General features: G+C 56.2%; 20 protein-coding genes. 10 read left to right on the forward strand and 10 right to left on the reverse strand.

Features of this window, described 5'->3' with window-relative positions; translation table 11 throughout:
- Nucleotides 1-7 precede the first annotated feature (7 nt).
- The 3 genes from AAIE02_RS12665 to upp all read right to left on the reverse strand — a co-directional run bounded on the left by AAIE02_RS12665 (nucleotide 8) and on the right by upp (nucleotide 2,805).
- On the reverse strand, nucleotides 8-709 hold the full coding sequence (locus AAIE02_RS12665; protein ID WP_213715630.1) for a DnaA inactivator Hda: 702 nt from the start codon (nucleotides 707-709) through the stop codon (nucleotides 8-10).
- A gap of 97 nt (nucleotides 710-806) precedes the next feature.
- Nucleotides 807-2,093 (reverse strand): uracil permease, encoded by a 1,287-nt coding sequence (gene uraA / locus AAIE02_RS12670; RefSeq protein WP_008459365.1) that lies wholly within the window; start codon nucleotides 2,091-2,093, stop codon nucleotides 807-809.
- 85 nt (nucleotides 2,094-2,178) lie between these two features.
- Nucleotides 2,179-2,805, reverse strand: a complete 627-nt coding sequence (upp, locus tag AAIE02_RS12675; RefSeq protein ID WP_008459367.1) for a uracil phosphoribosyltransferase — start codon at nucleotides 2,803-2,805, stop codon at nucleotides 2,179-2,181.
- A 223-nt stretch (nucleotides 2,806-3,028) separates the two neighbouring features.
- On the opposite strand from upp, the gene purM reads away from it, so the two are divergent.
- From purM to ppx, 4 genes are all read left to right on the forward strand, one after another.
- Nucleotides 3,029-4,066, forward strand: coding sequence for a phosphoribosylformylglycinamidine cyclo-ligase (gene purM, locus AAIE02_RS12680; RefSeq protein WP_166990532.1), 1,038 nt, complete (start codon nucleotides 3,029-3,031; stop codon nucleotides 4,064-4,066).
- Nucleotides 4,066-4,704, forward strand: a complete 639-nt coding sequence (gene purN / locus AAIE02_RS12685) for a phosphoribosylglycinamide formyltransferase (protein ID WP_498532626.1) — start codon at nucleotides 4,066-4,068, stop codon at nucleotides 4,702-4,704. Before purM ends, purN begins: the two co-directional genes overlap by 1 nt.
- Before the next feature lie 173 nt (nucleotides 4,705-4,877).
- A complete protein-coding gene (ppk1, locus tag AAIE02_RS12690; protein WP_166871768.1) occupies nucleotides 4,878-6,938 on the forward strand; it encodes a polyphosphate kinase 1 in 2,061 nt (686 codons plus the stop codon).
- A gap of 23 nt (nucleotides 6,939-6,961) precedes the next feature.
- Nucleotides 6,962-8,503 carry an exopolyphosphatase gene (gene ppx, locus AAIE02_RS12695; RefSeq protein ID WP_008459374.1) on the forward strand — a complete coding sequence of 514 codons (1,542 nt, stop codon included), beginning with the start codon at nucleotides 6,962-6,964 and terminating at the stop codon, nucleotides 8,501-8,503.
- Between the two features lies 1 nt (nucleotide 8,504).
- On the opposite strand, the gene AAIE02_RS12700 is transcribed toward ppx, so the two are convergent.
- Nucleotides 8,505-10,766 carry an EAL domain-containing protein gene (locus tag AAIE02_RS12700; protein WP_336981977.1) on the reverse strand — a complete coding sequence of 754 codons (2,262 nt, stop codon included), beginning with the start codon at nucleotides 10,764-10,766 and terminating at the stop codon, nucleotides 8,505-8,507.
- 356 nt (nucleotides 10,767-11,122) lie between these two features.
- Between AAIE02_RS12700 and AAIE02_RS12705 the strand changes: the two genes are divergently transcribed.
- The 4 genes from AAIE02_RS12705 (at nucleotide 11,123) to AAIE02_RS12720 (ending at nucleotide 13,841) form a co-directional block, all read left to right on the forward strand.
- Complete coding sequence (locus AAIE02_RS12705) at nucleotides 11,123-11,296, forward strand: YfgG family protein (RefSeq protein ID WP_034809523.1); 174 nt, start codon at nucleotides 11,123-11,125, stop codon at nucleotides 11,294-11,296.
- A 146-nt stretch (nucleotides 11,297-11,442) separates the two neighbouring features.
- On the forward strand, nucleotides 11,443-11,862 hold the full coding sequence (locus tag AAIE02_RS12710; protein WP_498532627.1) for a VOC family protein: 420 nt from the start codon (nucleotides 11,443-11,445) through the stop codon (nucleotides 11,860-11,862).
- 187 nt (nucleotides 11,863-12,049) lie between these two features.
- Nucleotides 12,050-13,051: a fatty acid desaturase gene (locus AAIE02_RS12715; protein ID WP_008459379.1), complete on the forward strand. Its 1,002-nt coding sequence runs from the start codon at nucleotides 12,050-12,052 to the stop codon at nucleotides 13,049-13,051.
- Complete coding sequence (locus AAIE02_RS12720) at nucleotides 13,044-13,841, forward strand: phosphate/phosphite/phosphonate ABC transporter substrate-binding protein (protein ID WP_498532628.1); 798 nt, start codon at nucleotides 13,044-13,046, stop codon at nucleotides 13,839-13,841. Before AAIE02_RS12715 ends, AAIE02_RS12720 begins: the two co-directional genes overlap by 8 nt.
- Nucleotides 13,842-14,262: 421 nt before the next feature.
- On the opposite strand, the gene AAIE02_RS12725 is transcribed toward AAIE02_RS12720, so the two are convergent.
- The 5 genes from AAIE02_RS12725 to AAIE02_RS12745 are packed head-to-tail and all read right to left on the reverse strand — an operon-like array spanning nucleotide 14,263 to nucleotide 18,943.
- Nucleotides 14,263-15,594 (reverse strand): NtaA/DmoA family FMN-dependent monooxygenase, encoded by a 1,332-nt coding sequence (locus tag AAIE02_RS12725; protein WP_498532629.1) that lies wholly within the window; start codon nucleotides 15,592-15,594, stop codon nucleotides 14,263-14,265.
- Nucleotides 15,595-15,639: 45 nt separating this feature from the next.
- A complete protein-coding gene (locus AAIE02_RS12730) occupies nucleotides 15,640-16,539 on the reverse strand; it encodes an ABC transporter substrate-binding protein (RefSeq protein WP_498532630.1) in 900 nt (299 codons plus the stop codon).
- Nucleotides 16,540-16,576: 37 nt separating this feature from the next.
- Complete coding sequence (locus tag AAIE02_RS12735) at nucleotides 16,577-17,245, reverse strand: ABC transporter permease (RefSeq protein ID WP_498532631.1); 669 nt, start codon at nucleotides 17,243-17,245, stop codon at nucleotides 16,577-16,579.
- A complete protein-coding gene (locus AAIE02_RS12740; protein ID WP_498532632.1) occupies nucleotides 17,245-17,874 on the reverse strand; it encodes an ABC transporter permease in 630 nt (209 codons plus the stop codon). The genes AAIE02_RS12735 and AAIE02_RS12740 overlap by 1 nt, the downstream gene beginning before the upstream one ends.
- The gene (locus tag AAIE02_RS12745) at nucleotides 17,867-18,943 is read right to left on the reverse strand and encodes an ABC transporter ATP-binding protein (RefSeq protein WP_498532633.1); all 1,077 of its coding nucleotides are present in this window, start codon (nucleotides 18,941-18,943) and stop codon (nucleotides 17,867-17,869) included. The genes AAIE02_RS12740 and AAIE02_RS12745 overlap by 8 nt, the downstream gene beginning before the upstream one ends.
- Before the next feature lie 267 nt (nucleotides 18,944-19,210).
- Between AAIE02_RS12745 and AAIE02_RS12750 the strand changes: the two genes are divergently transcribed.
- The gene (locus AAIE02_RS12750) at nucleotides 19,211-19,717 is read left to right on the forward strand and encodes a P-loop nucleotide/nucleoside kinase family protein (protein ID WP_336709020.1); all 507 of its coding nucleotides are present in this window, start codon (nucleotides 19,211-19,213) and stop codon (nucleotides 19,715-19,717) included.
- Between the two features lie 23 nt (nucleotides 19,718-19,740).
- Nucleotides 19,741-20,757, forward strand: coding sequence for a S66 family peptidase (locus AAIE02_RS12755; RefSeq protein WP_498532634.1), 1,017 nt, complete (start codon nucleotides 19,741-19,743; stop codon nucleotides 20,755-20,757).
- On the opposite strand, the gene AAIE02_RS12760 is transcribed toward AAIE02_RS12755, so the two are convergent.
- Nucleotides 20,751-21,671: a LysR family transcriptional regulator gene (locus AAIE02_RS12760; RefSeq protein ID WP_166990512.1), complete on the reverse strand. Its 921-nt coding sequence runs from the start codon at nucleotides 21,669-21,671 to the stop codon at nucleotides 20,751-20,753. The two genes, AAIE02_RS12755 and AAIE02_RS12760, sit on opposite strands and share 7 nt — an antisense overlap.
- Nucleotides 21,672-21,846 lie beyond the last annotated feature (175 nt).

A 21,846-nucleotide genomic window follows, 5' to 3' on the forward strand; every position in this document is an offset into this window, starting at 1 on the left:
GGGAAAACTACAGGCTGAGGATCTCTTTGACGAACGGAATAGTGAGTTTGCGCTGGGCGGTAATCGAGGCGTGATCGAGCTGATCGAGCGTCATAAACAGGGTTCGCATTTCGCGATCGAGGCGTTTTAACAGGAAACGCCCCACGTCTTCCGGCAGCTCAAACCCCCGCAACCGGGAGCGCAGCTGCAGCGCCTGCAGCTTGTCGTCATCGGAAAGCGGCTGCAGCTTGTATATTTGCCCCCAATCGAGGCGGGAAGCCAGGTCAGGCAACTGCAGATTGAGCTGACGAGGCGGCCTGTCACCTGTGATCAGCAGGCGCGTTTTCCCGGATTCCAGAATGCGATTATAAAGATTGAAGATCGCCATTTCCCACGGCTCATCCCCGGCCACGCATTCGATATTGTCGATGCAAACCAGCGACAGCTGCTCCATCCCGTCGAGCACTTCCGGCACAAACCAGGTGCGCTTATCCAGCGGCACATAGCCCACGGCTTCACCGCGCTGGGAAAGCTCTGCGCAGGCCGCATGCAGCAAATGGCTGCGCCCGCCGCCTTCACGCGACCAGAAATAGATGTACCCGCTGTGATCCTGACGGAGTACCGCCTGCAGGGCGGCTAATAAAGAAGGGTTGTCACCCGGCCAGAAACTCGCAAAGGTTTCGTCGTCGGGAAGATAGAGTGGCAGTGAGAGCTGTGCCGGCGTATTCAGAAGTACCTCAACCATAACAGGCAGAAAATCGAAACGAGTCTAACACAGAATGGCTGAGGTTTAGAACCGGGCGAGGATCCGCCCGGCGAGGAAACGATCAGGCCTGCGCGTCGTTGTCTTTCGCGTCAAGCACGACTTCTTCCGGGCGCAGTATGCTGATAAGTTTGAAAATAAGACTCAGGCCCACGCCGACGATGGTCGCCAGCGCCATGCCTTTCAGCTCTGCCGCACCAATGTGCACCTTCGCCCCGCTCACCCCGATGATCAGGATCACGGAGGTCAGGATCAGGTTTTGCGCTTTGCTGTAATCCACTTTGGATTCGATCAGCACGCGAATACCGGAGGCGCCGATCACTCCGTACAGCAACAGAGAAACACCGCCCATCACCGGCACCGGAATGATTTGAATCGCCGCCGCCAGTTTGCCGACACAGGAAAGCAGAATGGCGATAATTGCCGCACCGCCGATAACCCAGGTCGAGTACACGCGGGTGATCGCCATAACGCCGATGTTCTCACCGTAGGTGGTGTTTGGCGTGGAGCCGAAGAAGCCGGAGAACACGGTTGAAATGCCGTTGGCAAACATCGAACGGTGCAGGCCCGGGTCACGAATCAGGTCTTTTTTCACGATATTCGCGGTCACCACAAGGTGACCCACGTGTTCGGCAATAACCACCAGCGCCGCAGGCAGAATGGTGAAGATAGCGAACCATTCAAAGCGAGGCGTATAGAAGGTTGGCAGCGCGAACCAGTGCGCTTCGCGGATGGGCGTCACGTCTACCACGCCCATGGCGAAGGAGAGCGCGTAACCCGCCAGCACGCCGATGAGAATCGGGATAATGGCCATAAAACCACGGAACAGCACGGAACCAAACACCGTGACCGCCAGCGTCACCAGCGAGATAATAATGGTGGTGGAATCCGGGGATGCGCCATCCGCAGGCAACAGTCCGGCCATGTTAGCCGCCACGCCCGCCAGCTCAAGACCGATAACCGCAACAATCGCACCCATCGCCGCCGGAGGGAACATCACGTCCAGCCAGCCGGTACCGGCTTTTTTCACAATCAGCGCCACGATGCAGAACAGCACGCCGCACATGATAAATCCGCCGAGCGCCACTTCATACCCCAGCGGCAGCAGCAGCAATACCGGAGAGATAAACGCGAAGCTGGACCCCAGATACGCCGGGATTTTGCCCTTACAGATGAACAGATAAAGCAAGGTGCCAATGCCGTTAAACAGCAGCACCGTGGCCGGGTTGATGTGGAACAGGATCGGCACCAGCACGGTTGCGCCGAACATGGCGAACAGATGCTGCAGGCTCAACGGAATCGTTTGCAGTAAGGGCGGGCGTTCACTTACCCCAATGGCGCGGCGGGTCATGTTGTTTTCCTCTAAGTGTTATTTTTAACGAACGGTGTTTGCTTCAATCAAAAAAAAGCCGACTTTCAAAGTCGGCTGATGAATCTTATTTTGTTCCGAATATCTTATCGCCCGCATCACCGAGGCCAGGAATAATGTACCCGTGCTCGTTGAGGCCCTGATCGATAGAAGCGGTGTACAGCTCCACGTCCGGGTGCGCTTTTTCCAGCGCGGCGATGCCTTCCGGCGCGGCAACCAGCACCAGTACCTTAATGCTGGTACAACCCGCTTTTTTCAGCAGGTCGATGGTGGCAATCATAGAACCGCCGGTCGCCAGCATCGGGTCAACCACCAGCGCCATACGTTCTTCTATATTAGAAACCAGCTTCTGGAAGTAAGGTACCGGCTGCAGGGTTTCTTCATCGCGGTAAACGCCAACGACGCTGATACGCGCGCTGGGTACGTTTTCCAGAACGCCTTCCATCATGCCAAGGCCAGCACGCAGAATTGGCACAACGGTAATTTTTTTGCCTTTGATCTGGTCGACTTCCACCGGGCCGTTCCAGCCTTCGATGGTGACTTTCTCGGTTTCCAGGTCCGCAGTGGCTTCATAAGTAAGCAGGCTGCCTACTTCAGAGGCGAGTTCACGAAAGCGCTTGGTGCTGATGTCTTGCTCGCGCATCAGGCCCAGCTTGTGTTTGACGAGTGGGTGTTTCACTTCCACGATCTTCATACTCTTTCTCCCCCGAGATAGTTGGCTACCACAAAAAAAATCGCCGGATTATACCGCTTTTTTGCCGCTGCGCTACAGCTAATGGGATGATCGAGATCAACCGGACTGGATTGAGTCTATCTCAGGAATTCTTTTCTTGCCGATGACAAGAGGCTCGCAAACGTTTGCCTGCACTGTTAGAATTGCCGCGTTTTTCTTATATACCACCCGTGGGGAACGAGCAGTGACCGATAAAACCTCTCTCAGCTATAAAGATGCCGGTGTAGATATTGATGCTGGTAACGCTCTGGTCGACAGAATTAAAGGCGTAGTGAAAAAGACCCGCCGCCCGGAAGTGATGGGTGGCCTGGGCGGTTTCGGTGCGCTGTGCGCGTTGCCTCAGAAATATCGCGAACCGATTCTGGTTTCCGGCACCGACGGTGTGGGGACCAAGCTGCGTCTGGCCATGGATTTAAAACGCCACGACGCGATCGGCATTGACCTGGTCGCCATGTGCGTGAACGACCTGGTGGTTCAGGGCGCCGAGCCGCTGTTCTTCCTCGACTACTACGCCACCGGCAAGCTGGACGTGGATACTGCCGCCAGCGTTATCACCGGCATCGCCGAAGGCTGCCTGCAGTCAGGCTGCTCGCTGGTTGGCGGTGAAACCGCTGAAATGCCAGGCATGTACCACGGGGAAGACTACGACGTGGCCGGGTTCTGCGTGGGCGTAGTTGAGAAGTCTGAAATCATCGACGGGTCTAAAGTTGCCGATGGCGATGTCCTGATTGCGCTGGGTTCAAGCGGCCCGCACTCCAACGGCTACTCGCTGGTGCGCAAAGTGCTGGAAGTGAGCGGCACCGACCCGCTGACCACCGAACTGGAAGGGAAACCTCTGGCGGATCACCTGCTCGAGCCAACCCGCATTTACGTGAAAAACATCCTTGAGCTGATTGAAAACGTGGATGTTCACGCCATCGCCCACCTGACCGGCGGCGGCTTCTGGGAAAACATTCCGCGCGTACTGCCGGACAACACCCAGGCCGTTATCACCGAATCTTCCTGGCAGTGGCCAGCCGTCTTCAACTGGTTGCAGCAGGCCGGCAACATCAGCCGCCACGAAATGTACCGCACCTTTAACTGCGGCGTGGGCATGGTCATTGCGCTGCCGGCGGCAGAAGCGGATAAAGCCGTTGCGCTGATGCAGGCCAAAGGTGAAAAAGCGTGGAAAATCGGTATCATCAAGGCATCTGATTCCGAAGAGCGCGTGGTTATTGAGTAATGAAACACATTGTGGTGCTGATTTCCGGTAACGGAAGCAATCTGCAGGCGATCATTGACGCCTGCCAGCAGAAGAAGATTAACGGCACCATCAGCGCGGTGTTCAGCAATAAGGCCGAAGCGTTCGGCCTTGAGCGAGCCCGCGAAGCTGGGATCCCGACCCACGCGCTGGCGGCAAGCGAGTTTGCCAGCCGCGAGGCGTTCGATCGCCAGCTGATGCAGGAGATTGACGCCTACGCGCCGGACGTCGTGGTGCTGGCGGGTTATATGCGCATTCTCAGCCCGGCCTTTGTGGCGCGCTACAGCGGTCGTTTACTCAACATTCACCCTTCCCTGCTGCCGAAATATCCCGGTCTGCATACCCACCGCCAGGTGCTGGAAAACGGCGATGAAGAGCACGGCACCTCCGTGCATTTTGTCACTGACGAACTGGACGGCGGCCCGGTCATTTTGCAGGCCAAAGTGCCGGTATTTGAAGGGGATGATGAGGACGAAATCACCGCCCGCGTTCAGCACCAGGAACACGCGATTTACCCGCTGGTCGTCAGCTGGTTCCTCGACGATCGACTAAAAATGCGCCAAAACGCCGCCTGGCTTGATGGCGTGCAGCTGCCCCCGCAGGGACATGCAGCAGAATAATTTAACTAAAAAGGGCTTAGGCCCTTTTTTTGTGTCTGTCTCTCATAAAGTTGTCATGGTCAGATGAGAGAGTTTCATCTGCATAGTTGGACATTCTCCGCTAAAGCTCGCCATAATAACTGACGTGACGGTGACGGCATTGCCACGTCCACGAAAACGGAGTGTGAGGACTAATGGGTCAGGATAAGCTGTATATCGAAAAAGAACTGAGCTGGTTGTCTTTTAACGAACGCGTTCTGCAGGAAGCGGCGGACAAGCTCAACCCGTTGATTGAAAGGATGCGTTTTCTCGGCATCTATTCCAATAACCTCGATGAATTCTATAAAGTGCGTTTCGCCGAACTGAAGCGCCGCATTTTAATCAGTGAAGAACAGGGTTCTCCTTCCAACCAGCGCCACCTGCTGAACAAGATTCAGGCTCGGGTGCTGAAGGCCGATCAGGAATTTGACAGCCTGTATAACGAGCTGCTGCTGGAGATGGCCCGCAACCAAATCTTCCTGATTAACGAACGTCAGCTTTCCGAAAATCAGCAAAGCTGGCTGCGCAGCTACTTCAAGCATCAGCTTCGCCCGCACATCACGCCGATTTTGATCAACCGCGATACCGACCTGGTGCAGTTCCTGAAGGACGATTACACCTACCTGGCGGTCGAAATCATTCGTGGGGACAGCATTCGCTACGCGCTGCTGGAGATCCCGTCTGACAAAGTGCCGCGATTTGTGAACCTGCCACCGGAAGCACCACGTCGCCGCAAGCCGATGATCCTGCTGGATAACATCCTGCGCTACTGCCTGGACGAGATCTTCAAAGGATTCTTCGATTACGACGCGCTCAACGCCTATTCAATGAAGATGACGCGTGACGCCGAGTACGACCTGGTTACCGAAATGGAATCCAGCCTGCTGGAACTGATGTCCTCCAGCCTGAAACAGCGTCTGACCGCCGAGCCGGTGCGCTTTGTTTATCAGCGCGATATGCCGGATGCGATGGTGGAGATGCTGCGCGACAAGCTGACCATTTCCAACTACGACTCGATCATTCCCGGCGGACGCTACCACAACTTTAAAGACTTTATTGGCTTCCCGAACGTCGGGAAAGCTAACCTGGTGAACAAGCCGCTGCCGCGCCTGCGCCATATCTGGTTCGATAAATTCCGTAACGGGTTCGACGCCATCCGCGAGCGTGACGTCCTGCTTTACTACCCGTACCACACCTTCGAACACGTTCTTGAGCTGCTGCGCCAGGCCTCCTTCGATCCAAGCGTGCTGGCGATTAAAATCAATATCTACCGCGTGGCGAAAGACTCACGCATTATTGACGCCATGATCCACGCCGCCCATAACGGCAAGAAAGTCACCGTGGTGGTCGAGCTGCAGGCACGTTTTGACGAAGAAGCGAATATCCACTGGGCGAAGCGCCTTACCGAGGCGGGTGTGCACGTTATCTTCTCCGCGCCGGGGCTGAAAATTCACGCCAAGCTGTTCCTTATTTCCCGCATGGAAGGCGAAGAGATTGTGCGTTATGCGCATATTGGGACCGGTAACTTTAACGAGAAAACCGCCCGTCTCTACACGGACTATTCCCTGTTAACCGCCGATGCTCGCATCACCAACGAAGTGCGTCGCGTGTTCAACTTTATCGAAAATCCGTACCGCCCGGTGACCTTCGACTATCTGCTGGTGTCGCCGCAGAACTCGCGTCGCCTGCTGTACGATTTGGTCGATCGCGAAATCAAAAATGCCCAGAACGGGCAGCCTGCCGGGATCACGCTGAAGCTGAATAACCTGGTAGACAAAGGCCTGGTGGACAGACTTTATGCGGCCTCCAGCGCGGGCGTGAAGGTGAACCTGCTGATACGCGGCATGTGTTCGCTGATTCCAGAACTCGACGGGATCAGCGATAATATCCGCGTGCAGAGTATCGTTGACCGCTACCTCGAGCACGACCGGGTCTATATTTTTGAAAACGGTGGCGATAAAAAAGTCTTCCTCTCCTCAGCCGACTGGATGACCCGTAACATCGACTACCGCATTGAAGTGGCCGTCCCGGTCCTCGATCCGCGCCTGAAGCAGCGTATGCTCGATATCATTGATATCCAGCTGAACGACACGGTGAAAGCGCGCATCATCGACAAAGAACTGAGTAATCGCTATGTGCCGCGCGGCAACCGCCGGAAAGTGCGTTCGCAGCTGGCGATCTACGATTATATTAAAACTCTGGAACAACCTGACTAACGCTCTCAGGCGAAGATAAAATTATGCCGATATCAAACCATGCTCCACGGCCGCAGGAATTTGCTGCGGTCGACCTCGGCTCGAACAGCTTCCACATGGTCATTGCCCGTGTGGTGGATGGCGCCATGCAAATCATTGGCCGCCTGAAGCAGCGCGTGCACCTCGCGGATGGCCTCGGGCCCGATAACAAATTAAGCGAGGAGGCCATGGAGCGTGGGCTCTCCTGCCTGGCGCTGTTTGCCGAACGCCTGCAGGGATTTGCAGCAGACAACGTGTGCATTGTGGGCACCCACTCGCTTCGCGAGGCCACCAATGCCGCCGAGTTTCTGAAACGCGCGGAGAAAGTGATCCCCTACCCGATCGAAATCATTCCCGGGAACGAAGAAGCCCGTCTGATTTTTATGGGCGTGGAACACACTCAGCCGGAGAAAGGCCGCAAGCTGGTGATTGATATCGGCGGGGGCTCCACCGAGCTGGTGATCGGCGAAGATTTTGAGCCAATGCTGGTGGAAAGTCGCCGTATGGGCTGCGTCAGCTTCGCACAAAACTTCTTCCCTGGCGGCGTCATCAGCCCGGAAAACTTCAAGCGCGCCCGCATGGCGGCTATCCAAAAACTGGAAACCCTTGCCTGGCAATATCGCCTGCAGGGCTGGAAAGTCGCGATGGGCGCCTCTGGCTCCATTAAAGCGGCACATGAAGTGCTGATCGAGATGGGCGAAAAAGACGGGATGATCACCCCGGAACGCCTGGACATGCTCCAGCAGGAAGTGCTGAAGTTTAAAACCTTCGACGCCCTGAGCCTGCCGGGCCTGTCCGAAGAGCGTAAAGCGGTGTTTGTGCCTGGGCTGGCCATTCTGTGCGGCGTGTTTGATGCGCTCGCCATCCGCGAACTGCGCCTGTCTGACGGTGCGCTGCGCGAAGGCGTGCTGTACGAAATGGAAGGCCGCTTCCGCCATCAGGATATTCGCATTCGCACCGCGCAAAGCCTGGCGGAGCAGTACCACATCGACAGCGATCAGGCTCGTCGGGTACTGGAAACCGTTGAACTGCTGTACCAGCAGTGGGAAAAACAGAACCACAAGCTGGCTAACCCGCAGATGGCCGCGCTGCTGAAGTGGGCCGCGATGCTGCATGAAGTCGGGCTGGGCATCAACCACAGCGGGATGCACCGCCACTCGGCCTACATTCTGCAAAACAGCAACCTGCCGGGCTTCAACCAGGAGCAGCAGGTGCTGATGGCTTCCCTGGTGCGCTACCACCGCAAGGCCATTAAGCTGGACGATCTGCCGCGCTTCACGCTGTTTAAAAAGAAACAGTTCCTGCCGCTGATTCAGCTGATTCGTCTGGCCACGCTGCTGAATAACCAGCGCCAGGCGACAACCACCCCGCCGACGCTGGTGCTGGAAACCGACGACAACCACTGGACGCTGCGCTTCCCGCACGACTGGTTCAGCCAGAACACGCTGGTTCAGCTGGATTTGGAGCGTGAACAGCTGTATTGGGAAAGCATGACCGGCTGGAAGCTGACCATCGAAGAAGAGGCCGAAGCGGCGCTCTCCGCCTGATTTACTCCATCAGCCCCTTTGCGTCTTCCGGCGCAGAGGGGCTTTGTTCTTCTGCAAGGCTCTCCAGCGGTTGAGGGCGACCAATCAAATATCCCTGCACATAATCTATGCCCATCGCCCGGACGGCATCTTTGAGCGCCTGCGTTTCGACATATTCCGCCACAACCTGCATCTTCTTCATTCTTGCCAGCTGGCATATCGAGCTCACCACCTGGTAATCCAGGCTGCTGGTTAAAATATTGCGGATAAAGCTGCCGTCAATTTTAAGGATGTCGGCGCTCAGCTCTTTCAGACGCGCATAGCTGGCATAGCCTGTGCCAAAGTCGTCGATAGCCACCCGGCAACCCATGCGCTGCAGCATCTTCAACGTTACATTGGCCTGTTCAAGGTTGGTTAAAGAGTGACTTTCTGTCACTTCAAAAACCAGCTGCCACGGCTCAATACGGTACTTCGCCAGCAAATGCTGCACATCCCCCGGAAGCTGGGCCTGACACACCGAAGCGGGCGTCAGGTTAATGGCGAGCCTGCAGCCCGGCAAACTGTCGCGGTGCTTATCCATAAACTGCAGGGCGGCATTCAGCACCCAGCGGTCAATGCGGGATGAAAGCCCAAATTCATGGGCGACGGGCAAAAAGATATCCGGTGACAGCAGTTCGCCTTTATCGTCGCGCATCCGCAACAACACCTCGTAGTAGGCGTCACCCCGTAACCCTTCAATACGCTGCGCCATCAGCACAAACAGGTCCTGATCGAGCGCATGCTGGAGGCGGTTCATCATTTCAACTTTGCGTTTGACCGCATTCTGAATGTGATTGGAGCCTTTTTGCTGCAGGCTTTCGGGCTGTTGCGTAGAGAGCGATACCCCGGCCATGGTGCTTAACTCGCCGAGCAATAAGTAGAGATGGGACACCGGGTGGCGCACAAAGCAATAGCTGATGCCGATTTGCGGCTGCAGCGGCATCCCGTCCCACATAAAGCGGAACCGTCGGGCATGGGCGTACAGAGACTCAATTTTAGCCTGATGAGATTCATAATTAAGGCGCAGGGCGAGATCGTGCCCGGAAAGGTTGTACACCCTCTCGCCGGGCGACAGCTGGCCGCGCAAATATTCCGCCAGCTGCTGTTTGTATTGAATGCGCAGCAAAACGCCGTAGTTTCGCCCCAGCAGCTCCAGCTCGGGAATCGATAAAAATCCCAGCGCGGACCAGGGCGTGTTCCCGAGGTCGCGAGATAACGCGCGTAGATTCGGCATCTGCATCATCGGGTCGATGAACGCCACGCGGCGTGCTTTATAGTGCAAGAAGCGCTGTCGGGTGGTCACCGCCGCCATTAAATAGATGGTGATGGAAAACACCGCATAGCAGGACGACGCAATCGCCAAATGCAGCTGAAAGCCCATATCCGGCGGCAGGTAATTATGGAAGCCGCCGCAGAGAATAATCAGTACCACGGTCCAGGCGTTGGTAATAAACAAGAAGCCAAAACGCATCGCCCCCCACAGCATAACGGGCAGAATAAGCGTCAGCGTGTAATCGGTATTAAAAATCGTTTTGTTTTGGCTAATCGGGTACAGCAGCAGCCAAATAAGCAGGCCAATGAGCGCGGCCCAGAGCAGCATTTCACTTCGCGTCACGCCCTTCTGCCGCTGTCCCCGCATGCGGGACCAGAAGCTTTTGATAAAGCGCGGGTGCACTATCATTCTTAAAATAAAATAGAAGAACGGCAGCCCGGTTAATCCCCCCACCAGCACGGCCTGGAAATTAATTAATGTCCTGGCGCTCCACGGCGTGGCGGACAGAATAGAAAAGCTGCGATCGTACCAGCCTAAAAATAACGCTATCTCGTAGAACACCAGAAATAGCCCGGCGTTAACCAGCACCAGCCAAAACATACGCTGAGCGGTGAGCTGAATCAGGCCGAAGGTCACCGCGCTGCGTCGCGACACAAAATAGCGATAGCAGCACGAACTGACCGTAATCGGCACGATAAAGTGCAGGACGGCCAGCAACGAAATCCACACGCCTTCTGAGGGCAGATAGCGAATCAGCAATGCCAGAACAATGCCCGGAATAGCCGCGCGCCCGAACAGTACGATGCAAGCGGTTAGCAGCGGGAGCGACATGTAAAGCAGGAAAACTCGCCCGCCATCCAGTACCGTCTGCGCGTTAAACGTTGCCACCAGCGGCAGCAGCAGGCTGGGGAGAATCAGGGGCAGTGCCCACCATTTACTTTTTGATTGTTTATACCAGCTAGCCAGTTGCATACATCTTCGCCAAAATCCCTGTTCCTCTTCGGGTATCTTCCGGATATCCTTTCCGGTTCGTTACGGCCCATCTTCCGTCACTGCGGGGGACAAATTTTAGTTCGCCAACATTAAGAATAATTGATGCATATCAGTATCAGTTCAATGAATCACCGCTGAGGTAAAATTCAGACTGAATATGATTCATATTAGTTCACAACAAATTCACCTCATGAATGAAATGCCCATGAATCATACATTCAGGCCGTTTTTACATGATGAATAATTGACCTGAGTGGTTCTGTGTGACTAAATAGCCCCGTCGCCCGCATCGCCGGGCCAATCTTAAGGACCCCTGCGTGACACAGGTTACGACTATGCAAAGACGAAACCGTTTTAATAATCGCATGACCCGCATTATTCTGCTCATCAGTTTTCTGTTCTTTTTTGGTCGCTTTATTTATTCCTCCATCGGAGCCTGGTACCACCATCAGGATAAAAAAGCAGAAACCCAACAAAGCAGCCAGCAGGTGGACAGCGCTAACCGCTAGTCCGTCGGTTCCCCCTCGCGCTCTTTTAATTTCCTACCACTTGTTCAAAAATGCTCAAGCGCCCCGTTTGCTGGCCCCTCGCCTTGACCTAAAGTTAACTTGAGGTTGTAAAGTCACGCCATCAAAAACAGCTGAATGGGCAGACTATGGAACAGATTGATGTCGGCTTTACCCACGTCGCATTTATGGTGAAGGATCTGGATAAAAGCGTCGATTTCTACCTCCGCTATACCGCAATGAAAGTGATTCACCAGCGCGAACCCAACCTGCCGGACGCACGCAAGGTGGCCTGGCTCAGCGATCGCACTCGGCCTTTTGCGCTGGTTCTGGTGCAGGCAGACAACAACACCGACACGCCGCTGGGGAATTTTGGTCACCTGGGCGTGGCCTGCGCAACCAAAGAAGAAATTGATAGCAAGGCGGAAATGGCGAGAGCCGAAGGCGTGCTGCGCAGAGAACCAGAGCAGCTTGGCGACCCGGTGGGTTACTTCGTGTTCTTTGCCGATCCAGACGGTAACACGCTGGAACTCTCCTACGGCCAGCGGGTTGGCATTGAGTCAATGTAAAGCCTGAAGGGCGACCAAAAGCCGCCCTTTTCTGTCGTTATGCCGCTACGCACCTCTGCCTTTATTCTCTCTTTCTGTTTAAGCATTTTATGTTCTAAGCATAGCTATTTATATTCCTATGGGCTTTAGCGGCGACGATTTACTCTCTGCTCAAATCAACGATTAATTGCGGGCAGTGATAAGTTAAATGAGTGGCAGAGCGTCGGTCTATTTACATGAAGAACAACGGGAATTTGTCAGTAAACTGCGGCGCTCGTGGCTGTGGCGCACGGAACTGCCCACCTGGCTACTGATTATCACGATTTACGGCGGCTGGTTTGCCACCGTGGCGTGGTGGAAAACCATTGGCCTCTTCCCGGCAACGCTGCTGCTCATCTGGTTAGCCACCTGGTATATGTCGCTGCAGCATGAGCTTTTGCACGGCCACCCGACGCGCTTCCCGCGCCTGAATCAGCTGTTCGGGCTGATCCCTTTTTCTATCTGGTATCCGTACGGCACTTATCGCGATCTGCATCTGAAACATCACCAGGATGAAGATCTGACCGTGCCGGAAACTGACCCGGAAAGTTACTACTTTACCCGCCGCCGCTGGCAGCATTTTAGCGGCGTTCAGCGCTTGCTGGTGCGCCTGCGTAACACCTTCCCAGGTAGGCTGCTGCTGACGCCGGTGCTGACCATGCGCTGGACGGCGATCAATATCTGGGAAACTTTCCGCGGCGGTAATCGCCCGGCGATGGCGATGTGGACGGTACATCTGCTGCTGCTTATCCCGGTGCTCGGCTGGCTGGTGAAGCATGATTTCTCGGTGGTTTACTACCTGCTGGTCGTCACCTGGCCGATGCTGGCGATGACCAAAGTCCGCTCTTTCTTCGAACACCGCGCGGCGGAAGATCCCGAGGCTCGGACGGTGATTAACGAAGCAGGCATGTTCTGGCGTCTGCTGTTCTTGAATCTGAACTATCACTCAGTGCACCACGATCTCCCCGGCATTCCGTGGTACGGGCTGCCAACCGTTTACCGCGCGTATAAAGAGGAATACCTGCAGCGGAACCAGGGCTTCTTTGTGAACGGTTACGGCGAGCTGATGCGCGAGCATCTGATTAAACCGATCCAGGTGGAAATTAACCCGTTCTTCCCGGACGGCCGCCTGGCGCAGGACGTGGTGCCGCAGGAGAAAGCCCATGAGTAAGCTTATCTCGCTGCCGATGTACGACGTGCATCACCCGGATACCGAAGCGCTGTTAGCCACCTTGCGCCTGCTACTGAGCGAAGAAGGGCTGGACGGCGACAGTTTGATTTATAGCGAACCCGAAGATCGCCTGAGCCACTGGCAAGACTCGCGGCTGCTGCTCAGCCAGACCTGCGGTTATCCCCTGTGCGTCCTGCTGCCTAAGGTGCAGGTCGTCGGTACGTTTCATTATCAGGCGGCAGGCTGCGAAGGGTTTCACTACAGCAGCCAGCTGATTGTGCGTGAAGCCGACGCGGGAAAAACGCTGGCAGATTTCCGGGGCAAGCGCGTCGTCTGCAACAGCGACGACTCCCAGTCCGGCTATCACGGCCTGCGCAGCCTGGTTGCCCCGCTGCAAAAAGACGGGAAGTTCCTCTCAGACATCGCCTTTAGCGGCAGCCACCGCCAGTCGCTGGCGGAGGTGCAGGCCGGCACGAGCGATATTGCCGCCATTGATGCAGTCACTCTCGCGCTGGTTGCTCATCACGAACCGGAACGCGTTGCGGGCCTGGTTTCTATCGGCACAACGGCGCTGGCACCGGGTTTACCGATGATCACCTCGGTGCAAACTTCAGCCGTGGAACTGGCGCAGCTGCGCCGCGCGTTGAAACGGCTGGTGAGCGAGCCTGAGTGGCAAGAAGTAAGGGAGGCGTTACTGATAAAAGATTTTAGCGTGACGCACCGGGATGATTATCAGCCCATTAGCGATGCGGCACAGAAAGCGGCGGCAAGTGGTTTGGTGACGCTTTAGGTTACGGCTTTTTTACCCTCACCCCGACCCTCTCCCTCAGGGAGAGGGAGTATTCGTTATTCCCTGCATTTCTAGTCCCCTCTTCCAAAAGGAGAAGGTGTATTCGTTATTCCCTGCATTTCTAGTCCACTCTCCCAAAAGGAGAAGGTGTATTCGTTATTCCCTTCATTTCTAGTCCACTCTCCCAAAAGGAGAAGGTGCATTCGTTATTCCCTGTATTTCTTGTCCCCTCTTCCAAAAGAAGAGGGAGTATTCGTTATTCCCTATATTTCTTGTCCCCTCTTTCAAAAGAAGAGGGAGTATTCGTTATTCCCTATATTTCTTGTCCCCTCTTTCAAAAGGAGAAGGTGTATTCGTTATTCCCTGCGTTTCTAGCCCCCTCTCCCCCGCAGGGAGAGGGTTAGCGTGAGGGGCGAACCTGTCACCCACGCTTAAACTGATTCCCCACCGGCGGCAACCCCAACTTCTCACGCAGCGTACCTGGCCGGTAAGCCTGCTGCATCACCCCGCTCTCTTTCAAAATCGGCGCCACCTGGTCGACAAAATTATCGAAATCCACCGGCAGGAACGGGAACATCAGGTTGTAGCCGTCCACGGCCCCGGCGTGAAACGCCTCGCTCAACGTGTCGGCGACTTCCTGCGCCGTGCCAATGACCAGCCAGCTGTCGGAGCTTTGAAGCAATAACCGGCCCAGCTCCAGCACCGTCAGTGCAGGATCGTAACCCTTGATGATCTGCAGCGCGGTTCTCAGCCCGTCAAAGCCCTGTTCGTCCGGCAAAGGCGGCAGCGGCGCGTGACGATCGTATTCTCCCATATCCATCCGCAGATAGGTACTGAGGAGATCCAGCGCCATCTGGTCGTTCATCAGCGTCTGAATTAGCGCCCGGCGCTGCTCCTTTTCTTCCGGCGTGTTCACCACCACCGGCAGCACACCACCGAGGATTTTAAAGTGCTCCGGCTCGCGCCCATTTTCACTCAGGCGTTTATTCATATCCTCGCGATAGGCCAGCCCTTTCCCGATGTTGCTCATAAACACAAAGTGAATATCGGCCTGGGCCGCCGCCAGCGCTTTGCCGGATTCGGAGGAGCCTGCCTGCACCACAATCGGATGTCCCTGCAGCGGACGCGGCACGTTCAGCGGGCCACGCACCTTAAAGAACTCGCCTGCGTGGTTGAGCGGATGTACTCGATCTGGATCGGCAAAATAGCCGCTTTGCTTATCGATCAGCACGGCTTCCTCTTCCCAGGAATCCCACAGTTTTCTGACCACTGCGATAAACTCTGCGGCGCGCTCGTAACGCCTGCCGTGCTCTGGCAGGGTATCCAGCCCATAGTTGGCCGCTTCTTCTGGCAGCCAGGACGTGACGACGTTCCAGCTCGCTCGTCCCCCGCTCAAATGGTCAAGCGAGGCAAAATAACGCGCCAGATTATAAGGTTCAGTGTAGGACGTTGAAGCCGTCGCCATCAGGCCGATGTTTTCGGTCACCGCCGACAGCGCAGCTAGCAGGGTGATTGGCTCAAGCCGCGGGTTAGCGTAATGCGGCACTCCGCTCGACACCGTGTCCCAAATAGCGACATGGTCGGCGATAAAAATGTTATCCAGCGCGGCGGCTTCGGCCCTGCGCGCCAGGTCGGCGTAATACTTCAGGGTAAAAATCTCTTTGCCCGGCGCGTTCGGATGGCGCCAGGAAAAGCGATAATCGCCCTGCGGATTGAAGAAGAACAGGTTAAAAATGGCGGTAGCTTGCGGCATGGCGGGATACTCGTTGTGAAATGGCCCTCCCTGGCCGGGGACTCATTATTTAGCGGCCAGTTTTTCTTTTACCCACTGGTCGGCAACTTTAGCGGGATCTTTATGATCGACGTCCACCAGCTTGTTCAGCTGGATCAAATCTTTAGTGGTTAACTTGGCGGAGATATCGTTGAGTACTTCCTCCACTTTCGGCGAAACAGCGCCTTTGTGCACCAGCGGGACCAGGTTCTGAGCCGGCTGCTCGTGTTTGTCATCCTCCAGCACCACCCACTTCTCTTTCAGCAGATCGCCCTGGGTCGACACCAGCGTCGCTACGTCGATTTTGCCGGAGTTCAGCGCCAGGCGGCTCAGCGGGCCACCGATATCCAGTGACTTAAAGGATTTGAATTTGATGCCGTACACGCGATCCAGCCCCGGCAGACCAAGGGCGCGGGTCGCCACTTCCGGCGGGCCACCGACCACAAGCTCAGGGGCAACCTTCGCCAGGTCGGACAGGGTTTTCAGGTTATATTTTTTGGCCGTCTCTTCACGCACGCCCCATGCGGTACTGGAGGCCGCCGAGGACGGTTTCAGCAATGCCAGATCTGCCGGTAGCGCCTGCTGCAGTTCGGCAGAGACTTCCTGTTCGGTCGTCGCTTTACTTCCGCCGTGGTAGTAGTTCAGCAGCGCGCCGAGATACTCCGGCACCACGTCCAGCTCGCCGGATTTCAGCGCCGGAATGATAATTTCGCGGTTGCCCAGGTTAAGGCGAGTTTTGACCTCGATGCCCTGCTGCTTTAATGCTCTGGCGTAGATGTTGGCCAGGATCGTTTGTTCTGAGTAGTTTGCGCCGCCAATCGTGACGGTTTCCGCGTGCGCCGCAAATCCTACGCTTGCCAGCCCTGCCGCCAGTAAAGTCAGTTGGAATCTTTTGCTCGCCGTTGCCAGCCAATTTTTCATCATCATCACCCTTCTCTGTTTTATGTTGTGTTGTGCGCAAGTTCTAACCTGCGGTTGGTATTGCAAAATTGAGCCAGCGCTTAGCCACCTGCGACATCAGCAGCTCGCAGCCGACGGCCAGCAGGGAAATCACCACTGACCCGGCGATCACCTGCGGATAGTCGCGCTGCCCCAGACCGTCGATCAGGAAGCGTCCGAGGCCATCCAGCCCGGCGTAGGCGGCAACCACCGCCGTCGCAATAAGCTGCAGCAGCGAGGTACGGATCCCGGCAAAAATCAGCGGCATCGCCAGCGGAATACGCACTTTGATCAGGCTTTGCAGCGGCGTCATGCCCATCGCTTTAGCCGCATCGCACAGCGTTTGATCGGCGTGGCTGATGCCGACGTAGGTGTTGGTCAGCATCGGTGGAATCGCCAGTGCAACAAGGGCGATAAACACCGGCACATCGTTAAAGCCAAGCAGCATGATGCAAAGCAAGATGATCCCCAGCGAAGGGAACGCCTGGCCGATGTTGAACAGGTTGATGGCAAAAAACGCCCCGCGCCGCCAGTAGCCGAGCAGAATGCCAAGCGGCTGGGCGATCAGCGCCCCGAGCAGCAGGCTTATCAGCACGTAATAAAGATGCTCGCCAAAGCGGTGCCAGATGCCGAGATCGCCGCCCCAGTGGTCGGCCTGCAAAAACCAAAGCCAGGTTTGCTGAACGATCTCCATCAGCGCGTCCACCCCGTCAGGCTGTAGCCGAGACGCGAGATCAGCAGGTCAAGCCCAAGCGACAGCACCAGGCTCAGCGCCAGGCTGACCAGAATCGGCGTTAAAAAGTTTTGGTTGAATCCCAGGATCATGAGCTGCCCCAGCCCGCCCTGGCCTATCAGCGCGGTGACGATCACTAACCCCACAAGCGTCACGGAAGCGATGCGCAGCCCGGCAAACAGCGCGGGCAGAATCAGAAACAGCTCCACGTCGATAAAGCGGCCAAAGCGCGTGTAGCCCAGCGCCCGGCCAGACTCCAGCACGTCGGCGGGCAGTTTTTGCACCCCCGCCAGCACGTTACGCAGCAGGATCAGCAGCGAATAAAGCGTCAGGCCAATCACCGCCGTGGTGACAGACAGCCCGGTCCACGGCAGCAGAAGAATAAACAGCGCCAGCGACGGAATGGTGAAAAGCACCCCGCTCAGGGAAATCAGCGGGCCGGACAGCGCCGGCCAGACGATGGACAATAAAAGCATCCCTGCGGTCAGCAGCGTCCCCATCGCCAGGGACAGCAGTACCATCTGTAAATGCTGCAGCATCAGCTCACCTATCATGTCGAGATTGTCGGTCACCCATTGCCAGTCAATCATTGCGGTGCAGCTCCTGGTGCCGGTTAAGCGCATCGCTCAACAGGGCGCTGTCCACGGCTCCGGCGTAGTGCCCTTCGGCGGTGACGCGCACCAGCACACCCTGCGGGACGTCGAGCAAGGCGCTGTAAACGTGGCGCAGGGACTCACTTTCTTTGGCAATAAGAACCGGCAACTGCTGCCCATTTTCCTGCCAGTGCTGAGGCCGCCCTTCGGCATCCAGGACCAGCGCCCGCTGCCCGTGGAGCAAGGCAGGCTCGCCGGATGCTGACTCATCGTGCGTGAAGACTGGCACATCCCGGCGCGGCAGATCGGCCACGCGCATCATGCCCAATCGCTTGAGATTGGGTTCAGGGCCAATAAAATCGCGCACAAAGTCGCTGGCGGGCCAGGAGAGAATATTGTCCGGGGTATCGAACTGCTCGAGGTGCCCGCCTTCGCGGAAAATGGCAATGCGGTCGCCGAGGCGAATCGCCTCGTTGATATCGTGGGTCACCAGGATAATGGTTTTATGCAACCGGGCCTGCAGCGCCAGAAGCTCGCCCTGCAGCCTGTCGCGCACGACGGGGTCGATAGCGGCAAAAGGTTCGTCCATCAGCAAAATCGGTGGATCGGCCGCAAGAGCACGGGCGATAGACACCCGACTTTGCTGCCCGCCGGAGAGCTGATGGGGATAGCGCTTCAGCACCAGCGGGTTCAGGGACATCAGCGCCACCAGCTCGTCGATGCGGCGGAAAATGGCTCGCTTGTCCCAGCCTAAAAGGCGCGGCACGGTAGCAATATTTTCTGCGACGGTACGATGTGGAAACAGCGCCGGGCTTTGCATCACAAAGCCAATTTTGCGGCGAATCTGAATGATATCGGCGCGGGAGAGCGGTTCCCCCTGAATATAGACTTCACCGCTGTCCGGGATATCCAGGCGGTTTATCATTCGCAGCGTGGTGGTTTTCCCGCAGCCGCTGGGGCCAACAAAGGTGCAAAACTCCCCTTCGTGGATGGTCATATTCAGCGAGTTGATCGCGTGCTGCACATTGCCCGGATAGATCTTATTGATGTTCTCAAGTTGAATCATGATGCTTCTGCACTTCCCCATATCGCGCAATCTTGCCCTTCGGACTTATACGTTTCAGCACACGCCGGGGCAGTATTGCAGAGGAAAAAGGGTTCACAAATTCAACATGATGCTAAGATTTGCCGGAAAATAACTATCAGTAATCATCGGGTTATTTCTTATAAAAACAACAAATAAGGTAGCTATTTAAAAGCTATTTCTCACGCTACTATCGTTAAGTACGCGACAAAACGCGCCTGATAATTCCTCCTACAAAAAGCTTATCCGATGAACCAAATACACTTTATTGAAGGCCCGGTTGGTGCGGGTAAATCGACCTACGCTAAAGCCCTGGCCAAAACCGACGGGTTTACCCACATCGCGCTGGACGAGTGGTTCGTGCGGCTCTACAGCCCCGACCGCCCGGCCGGAAATTTTGTGCCCTGGTATGTGGAACGCAAAGACCGGCTGATTGCGCTTATCCTGAGCTATGCCCGCACGGTGCTTGCCACCAACAGCATTGCGCTGGAGCTGGGGTTGATTCAGCAAGGCCCAAGGTTAGCCCTGCTCCGCCAGCTGCAGGAAGAAGGCATTCCGTTTTGCGTACACGTCCTTGACGCGCCCAAAAGCGTTCGCCGCGAGCGCGTACAGCGCCGCAATACCGAACAAGGCGAAACCTTCTCAATGGTCGTGCCGGACGAGATTTTTGAAGTCGCCAGCAGCCTGTGGGAAGCGCCCGATGAGTTTGAACAGGAAGAGTTTGAGTTTGTTTTCCCGGCTACCGCCAGCCGATAACTGACCCACAGGGAGAAGTCGCCATGCCGCAGATTTATGCCCGCCCATTAACGGCGGGGGACACGATCGCCGTGTTTTCCCCCTCATCGGCGGCCACCGCGTTTGCCCCACAGCGCTACCAAAGGGCAAAAGCGTTTATTGAGTCGCAGGGGTTCTGTCTGCAGGAGGGCAGCCTGACAGGCAAAAAGGATTACTGGCGTTCTGGCTCCATTCGCGAGCGGGCGGATGAGTTTAATGCCCTTTTGCATGACCCGAACGTGCGCTGCATTATTTCGGCCATCGGCGGCTTAAACAGCAACTCGCTGCTGCCTTATATCGACTACGCGCAGCTGATGAAAGATCCCAAAATCATCATCGGCTATTCGGACGTAACCGCGCTCCTGGCGGGCATCTATCAAAGAACTGGGCTGATTACCTTTTATGGCCCGGCGGTGGTGGCTTCTTTGGGTGAGTTCCCTCCGCTGGTCGACATCACGTTTGACTATTTCCTCAATATTCTCAGCCGGTCTCAGGCACTGCCTTACACGCTGAGCCAGCCCGCAGCGTGGACCGAGGAAATGCTCGACTGGGAAACACAATCCCGGGCGAAAACTCTGCGTCCGGGCAGCTGGTGCTTCGAGGGCACCGGCAAGGTAGAAGGCCGCGTCATTGGCGGCAACCTGAATACGCTTTACGGCATCTGGGGCAGCGAATACATGCCCGATATCAACCGGGGAGATATTCTGTTTATCGAGGACAGCCTGCAAAGCGCGGCTGAGCTGGAGAGGGAGTTTTCCCATCTTTTACTGTGCGGCGTGTTCGACCGCATCGCCGCCATTGTGCTCGGCAGACACGAGCTGTTTGACGACCAGGGCAGCGGAAAAACGCCGCTGCACATCCTGAGGGAAGTGCTGAATGGCCGCGAGATCCCCCTCGTCTCTGATTTTGACTGCTGCCACACGCACCCGATGCTGACGCTCCCGCTCGGGGTGCGGATGCGCATCGACTTTGACACTCAGGCCATGTCCCTGACCAGCCAGTGGCTGGAAGCCGGTCAGTAATCGAAAGCCAGCATGCCCGAGCGCCAGACGCTGGTCGTGCGGATCAGCGCCTTATCGCGCAGGAAATTAATCAGCGTGGCGATCACTCTGTCATGGCGCAGCTCGGGGCGGGTGACGATGAATAAATGGCGGCGCAGCGGCTGGGGCAAATCCAGAATGCGCATATTCTCCGGCACCGGCAGCACCGACAGCCACGGCATAATGGAAAACCCCAGGCCCTGATTCACCAGCCCGACTATCCCGCTGTCGCTGGCCAGCTTATGCACCACCTCATTACGCAGCCCCATCTCACGGCAGCGCTCCACGGCGGGGCTTAAAGTGTTGGCGTTCGGCTGGATAAACGGCAGGTTTTCCAGCTGCTGCCAGCTAAAAGGCTGCCGCAGGCGGAAGCTGCGGGGCAGCATCAGCACGTAAGGGTCGCTGATGTACGGCACGCCGTGCAGCGAGTCCGGGTAGCCCTGAATGGTAATGCCGATATCCGCCCGCCCGGACACCACCGCGTCGTTGAGGTGATGGTATTCCGTCGCGCTGTCATCAATATCCAGATGAATATCGGGCAGCGCCGTGGCCAGCGCCTCAAAGTAAGGCGGCAACAGGTTCGCCGTCGCGCTGCGGAAGCAGGCCACCCGCACGCGCCCGGCAAGCTGCGGCGCTTCCGCCGCTGTCTGCTCAATACCGTCCAGCAGCTGCATGATTTTTTTCGCATCTTTGAGGATTTGCGTGCAGGCGGCAGTCGGCACGCAGCCGCTGCGCGAGCGATGCAGCAGGCGCACATTCAGCTGTTGTTCCAGTTCGGCAATCGCATGGCTGATGCGCGACTGAGTACAGCCCAATGCTGCGGCTGCGGCGCTGAAACCATTGTTTTCCACTACGGCTATCAGCATTTCCAGCTGATTTAGCTTTATTCCGGCCATATTTTCAGTCAGTTATTGGAAAGAGCAGCTTTCGAAAAATCGAAATTCTTCATAGATAAGGAAAACATATCACGCTTTTCGGTTGCCGCCTACCGGCCTTCCTTCCCATCATAAAGCCAGCCAGTACGGCGCATAAAAGCAAGAATGCATCATCTGAACTAAGCACTTTAAGGAA

The sequence above is a fragment of the Cedecea sp. Ae19-4 genome (assembly GCF_059801165.1).

Excerpts from the sequence above, each read along its gene's own strand:
- uraA (WP_008459365.1), bottom strand. The coding sequence starts at position 2,093 with ATGACCCGCCGCGCCATTGGGGTAAGTGAACGCCCGCCCTTACTGCAA.
- upp (WP_008459367.1), bottom strand. The coding sequence starts at position 2,805 with ATGAAGATCGTGGAAGTGAAACACCCACTCGTCAAACACAAGCTGGGC.
- purN (WP_498532626.1), top strand. The coding sequence starts at position 4,066 with ATGAAACACATTGTGGTGCTGATTTCCGGTAACGGAAGCAATCTGCAG.
- ppk1 (WP_166871768.1), top strand. The coding sequence starts at position 4,878 with ATGGGTCAGGATAAGCTGTATATCGAAAAAGAACTGAGCTGGTTGTCT.
- ppx (WP_008459374.1), top strand. The coding sequence starts at position 6,962 with ATGCCGATATCAAACCATGCTCCACGGCCGCAGGAATTTGCTGCGGTC.
- AAIE02_RS12700 (WP_336981977.1), bottom strand. The coding sequence starts at position 10,766 with ATGCAACTGGCTAGCTGGTATAAACAATCAAAAAGTAAATGGTGGGCA.
- AAIE02_RS12705 (WP_034809523.1), top strand. The coding sequence starts at position 11,123 with ATGCAAAGACGAAACCGTTTTAATAATCGCATGACCCGCATTATTCTG.
- AAIE02_RS12710 (WP_498532627.1), top strand. The coding sequence starts at position 11,443 with ATGGAACAGATTGATGTCGGCTTTACCCACGTCGCATTTATGGTGAAG.
- AAIE02_RS12715 (WP_008459379.1), top strand. The coding sequence starts at position 12,050 with ATGAGTGGCAGAGCGTCGGTCTATTTACATGAAGAACAACGGGAATTT.
- AAIE02_RS12720 (WP_498532628.1), top strand. The coding sequence starts at position 13,044 with ATGAGTAAGCTTATCTCGCTGCCGATGTACGACGTGCATCACCCGGAT.
- AAIE02_RS12725 (WP_498532629.1), bottom strand. The coding sequence starts at position 15,594 with ATGCCGCAAGCTACCGCCATTTTTAACCTGTTCTTCTTCAATCCGCAG.
- AAIE02_RS12730 (WP_498532630.1), bottom strand. The coding sequence starts at position 16,539 with ATGATGATGAAAAATTGGCTGGCAACGGCGAGCAAAAGATTCCAACTG.
- AAIE02_RS12735 (WP_498532631.1), bottom strand. The coding sequence starts at position 17,245 with ATGGAGATCGTTCAGCAAACCTGGCTTTGGTTTTTGCAGGCCGACCAC.
- AAIE02_RS12740 (WP_498532632.1), bottom strand. The coding sequence starts at position 17,874 with ATGATTGACTGGCAATGGGTGACCGACAATCTCGACATGATAGGTGAG.
- AAIE02_RS12745 (WP_498532633.1), bottom strand. The coding sequence starts at position 18,943 with ATGATTCAACTTGAGAACATCAATAAGATCTATCCGGGCAATGTGCAG.
- AAIE02_RS12750 (WP_336709020.1), top strand. The coding sequence starts at position 19,211 with ATGAACCAAATACACTTTATTGAAGGCCCGGTTGGTGCGGGTAAATCG.
- AAIE02_RS12755 (WP_498532634.1), top strand. The coding sequence starts at position 19,741 with ATGCCGCAGATTTATGCCCGCCCATTAACGGCGGGGGACACGATCGCC.
- AAIE02_RS12760 (WP_166990512.1), bottom strand. The coding sequence starts at position 21,671 with ATGGCCGGAATAAAGCTAAATCAGCTGGAAATGCTGATAGCCGTAGTG.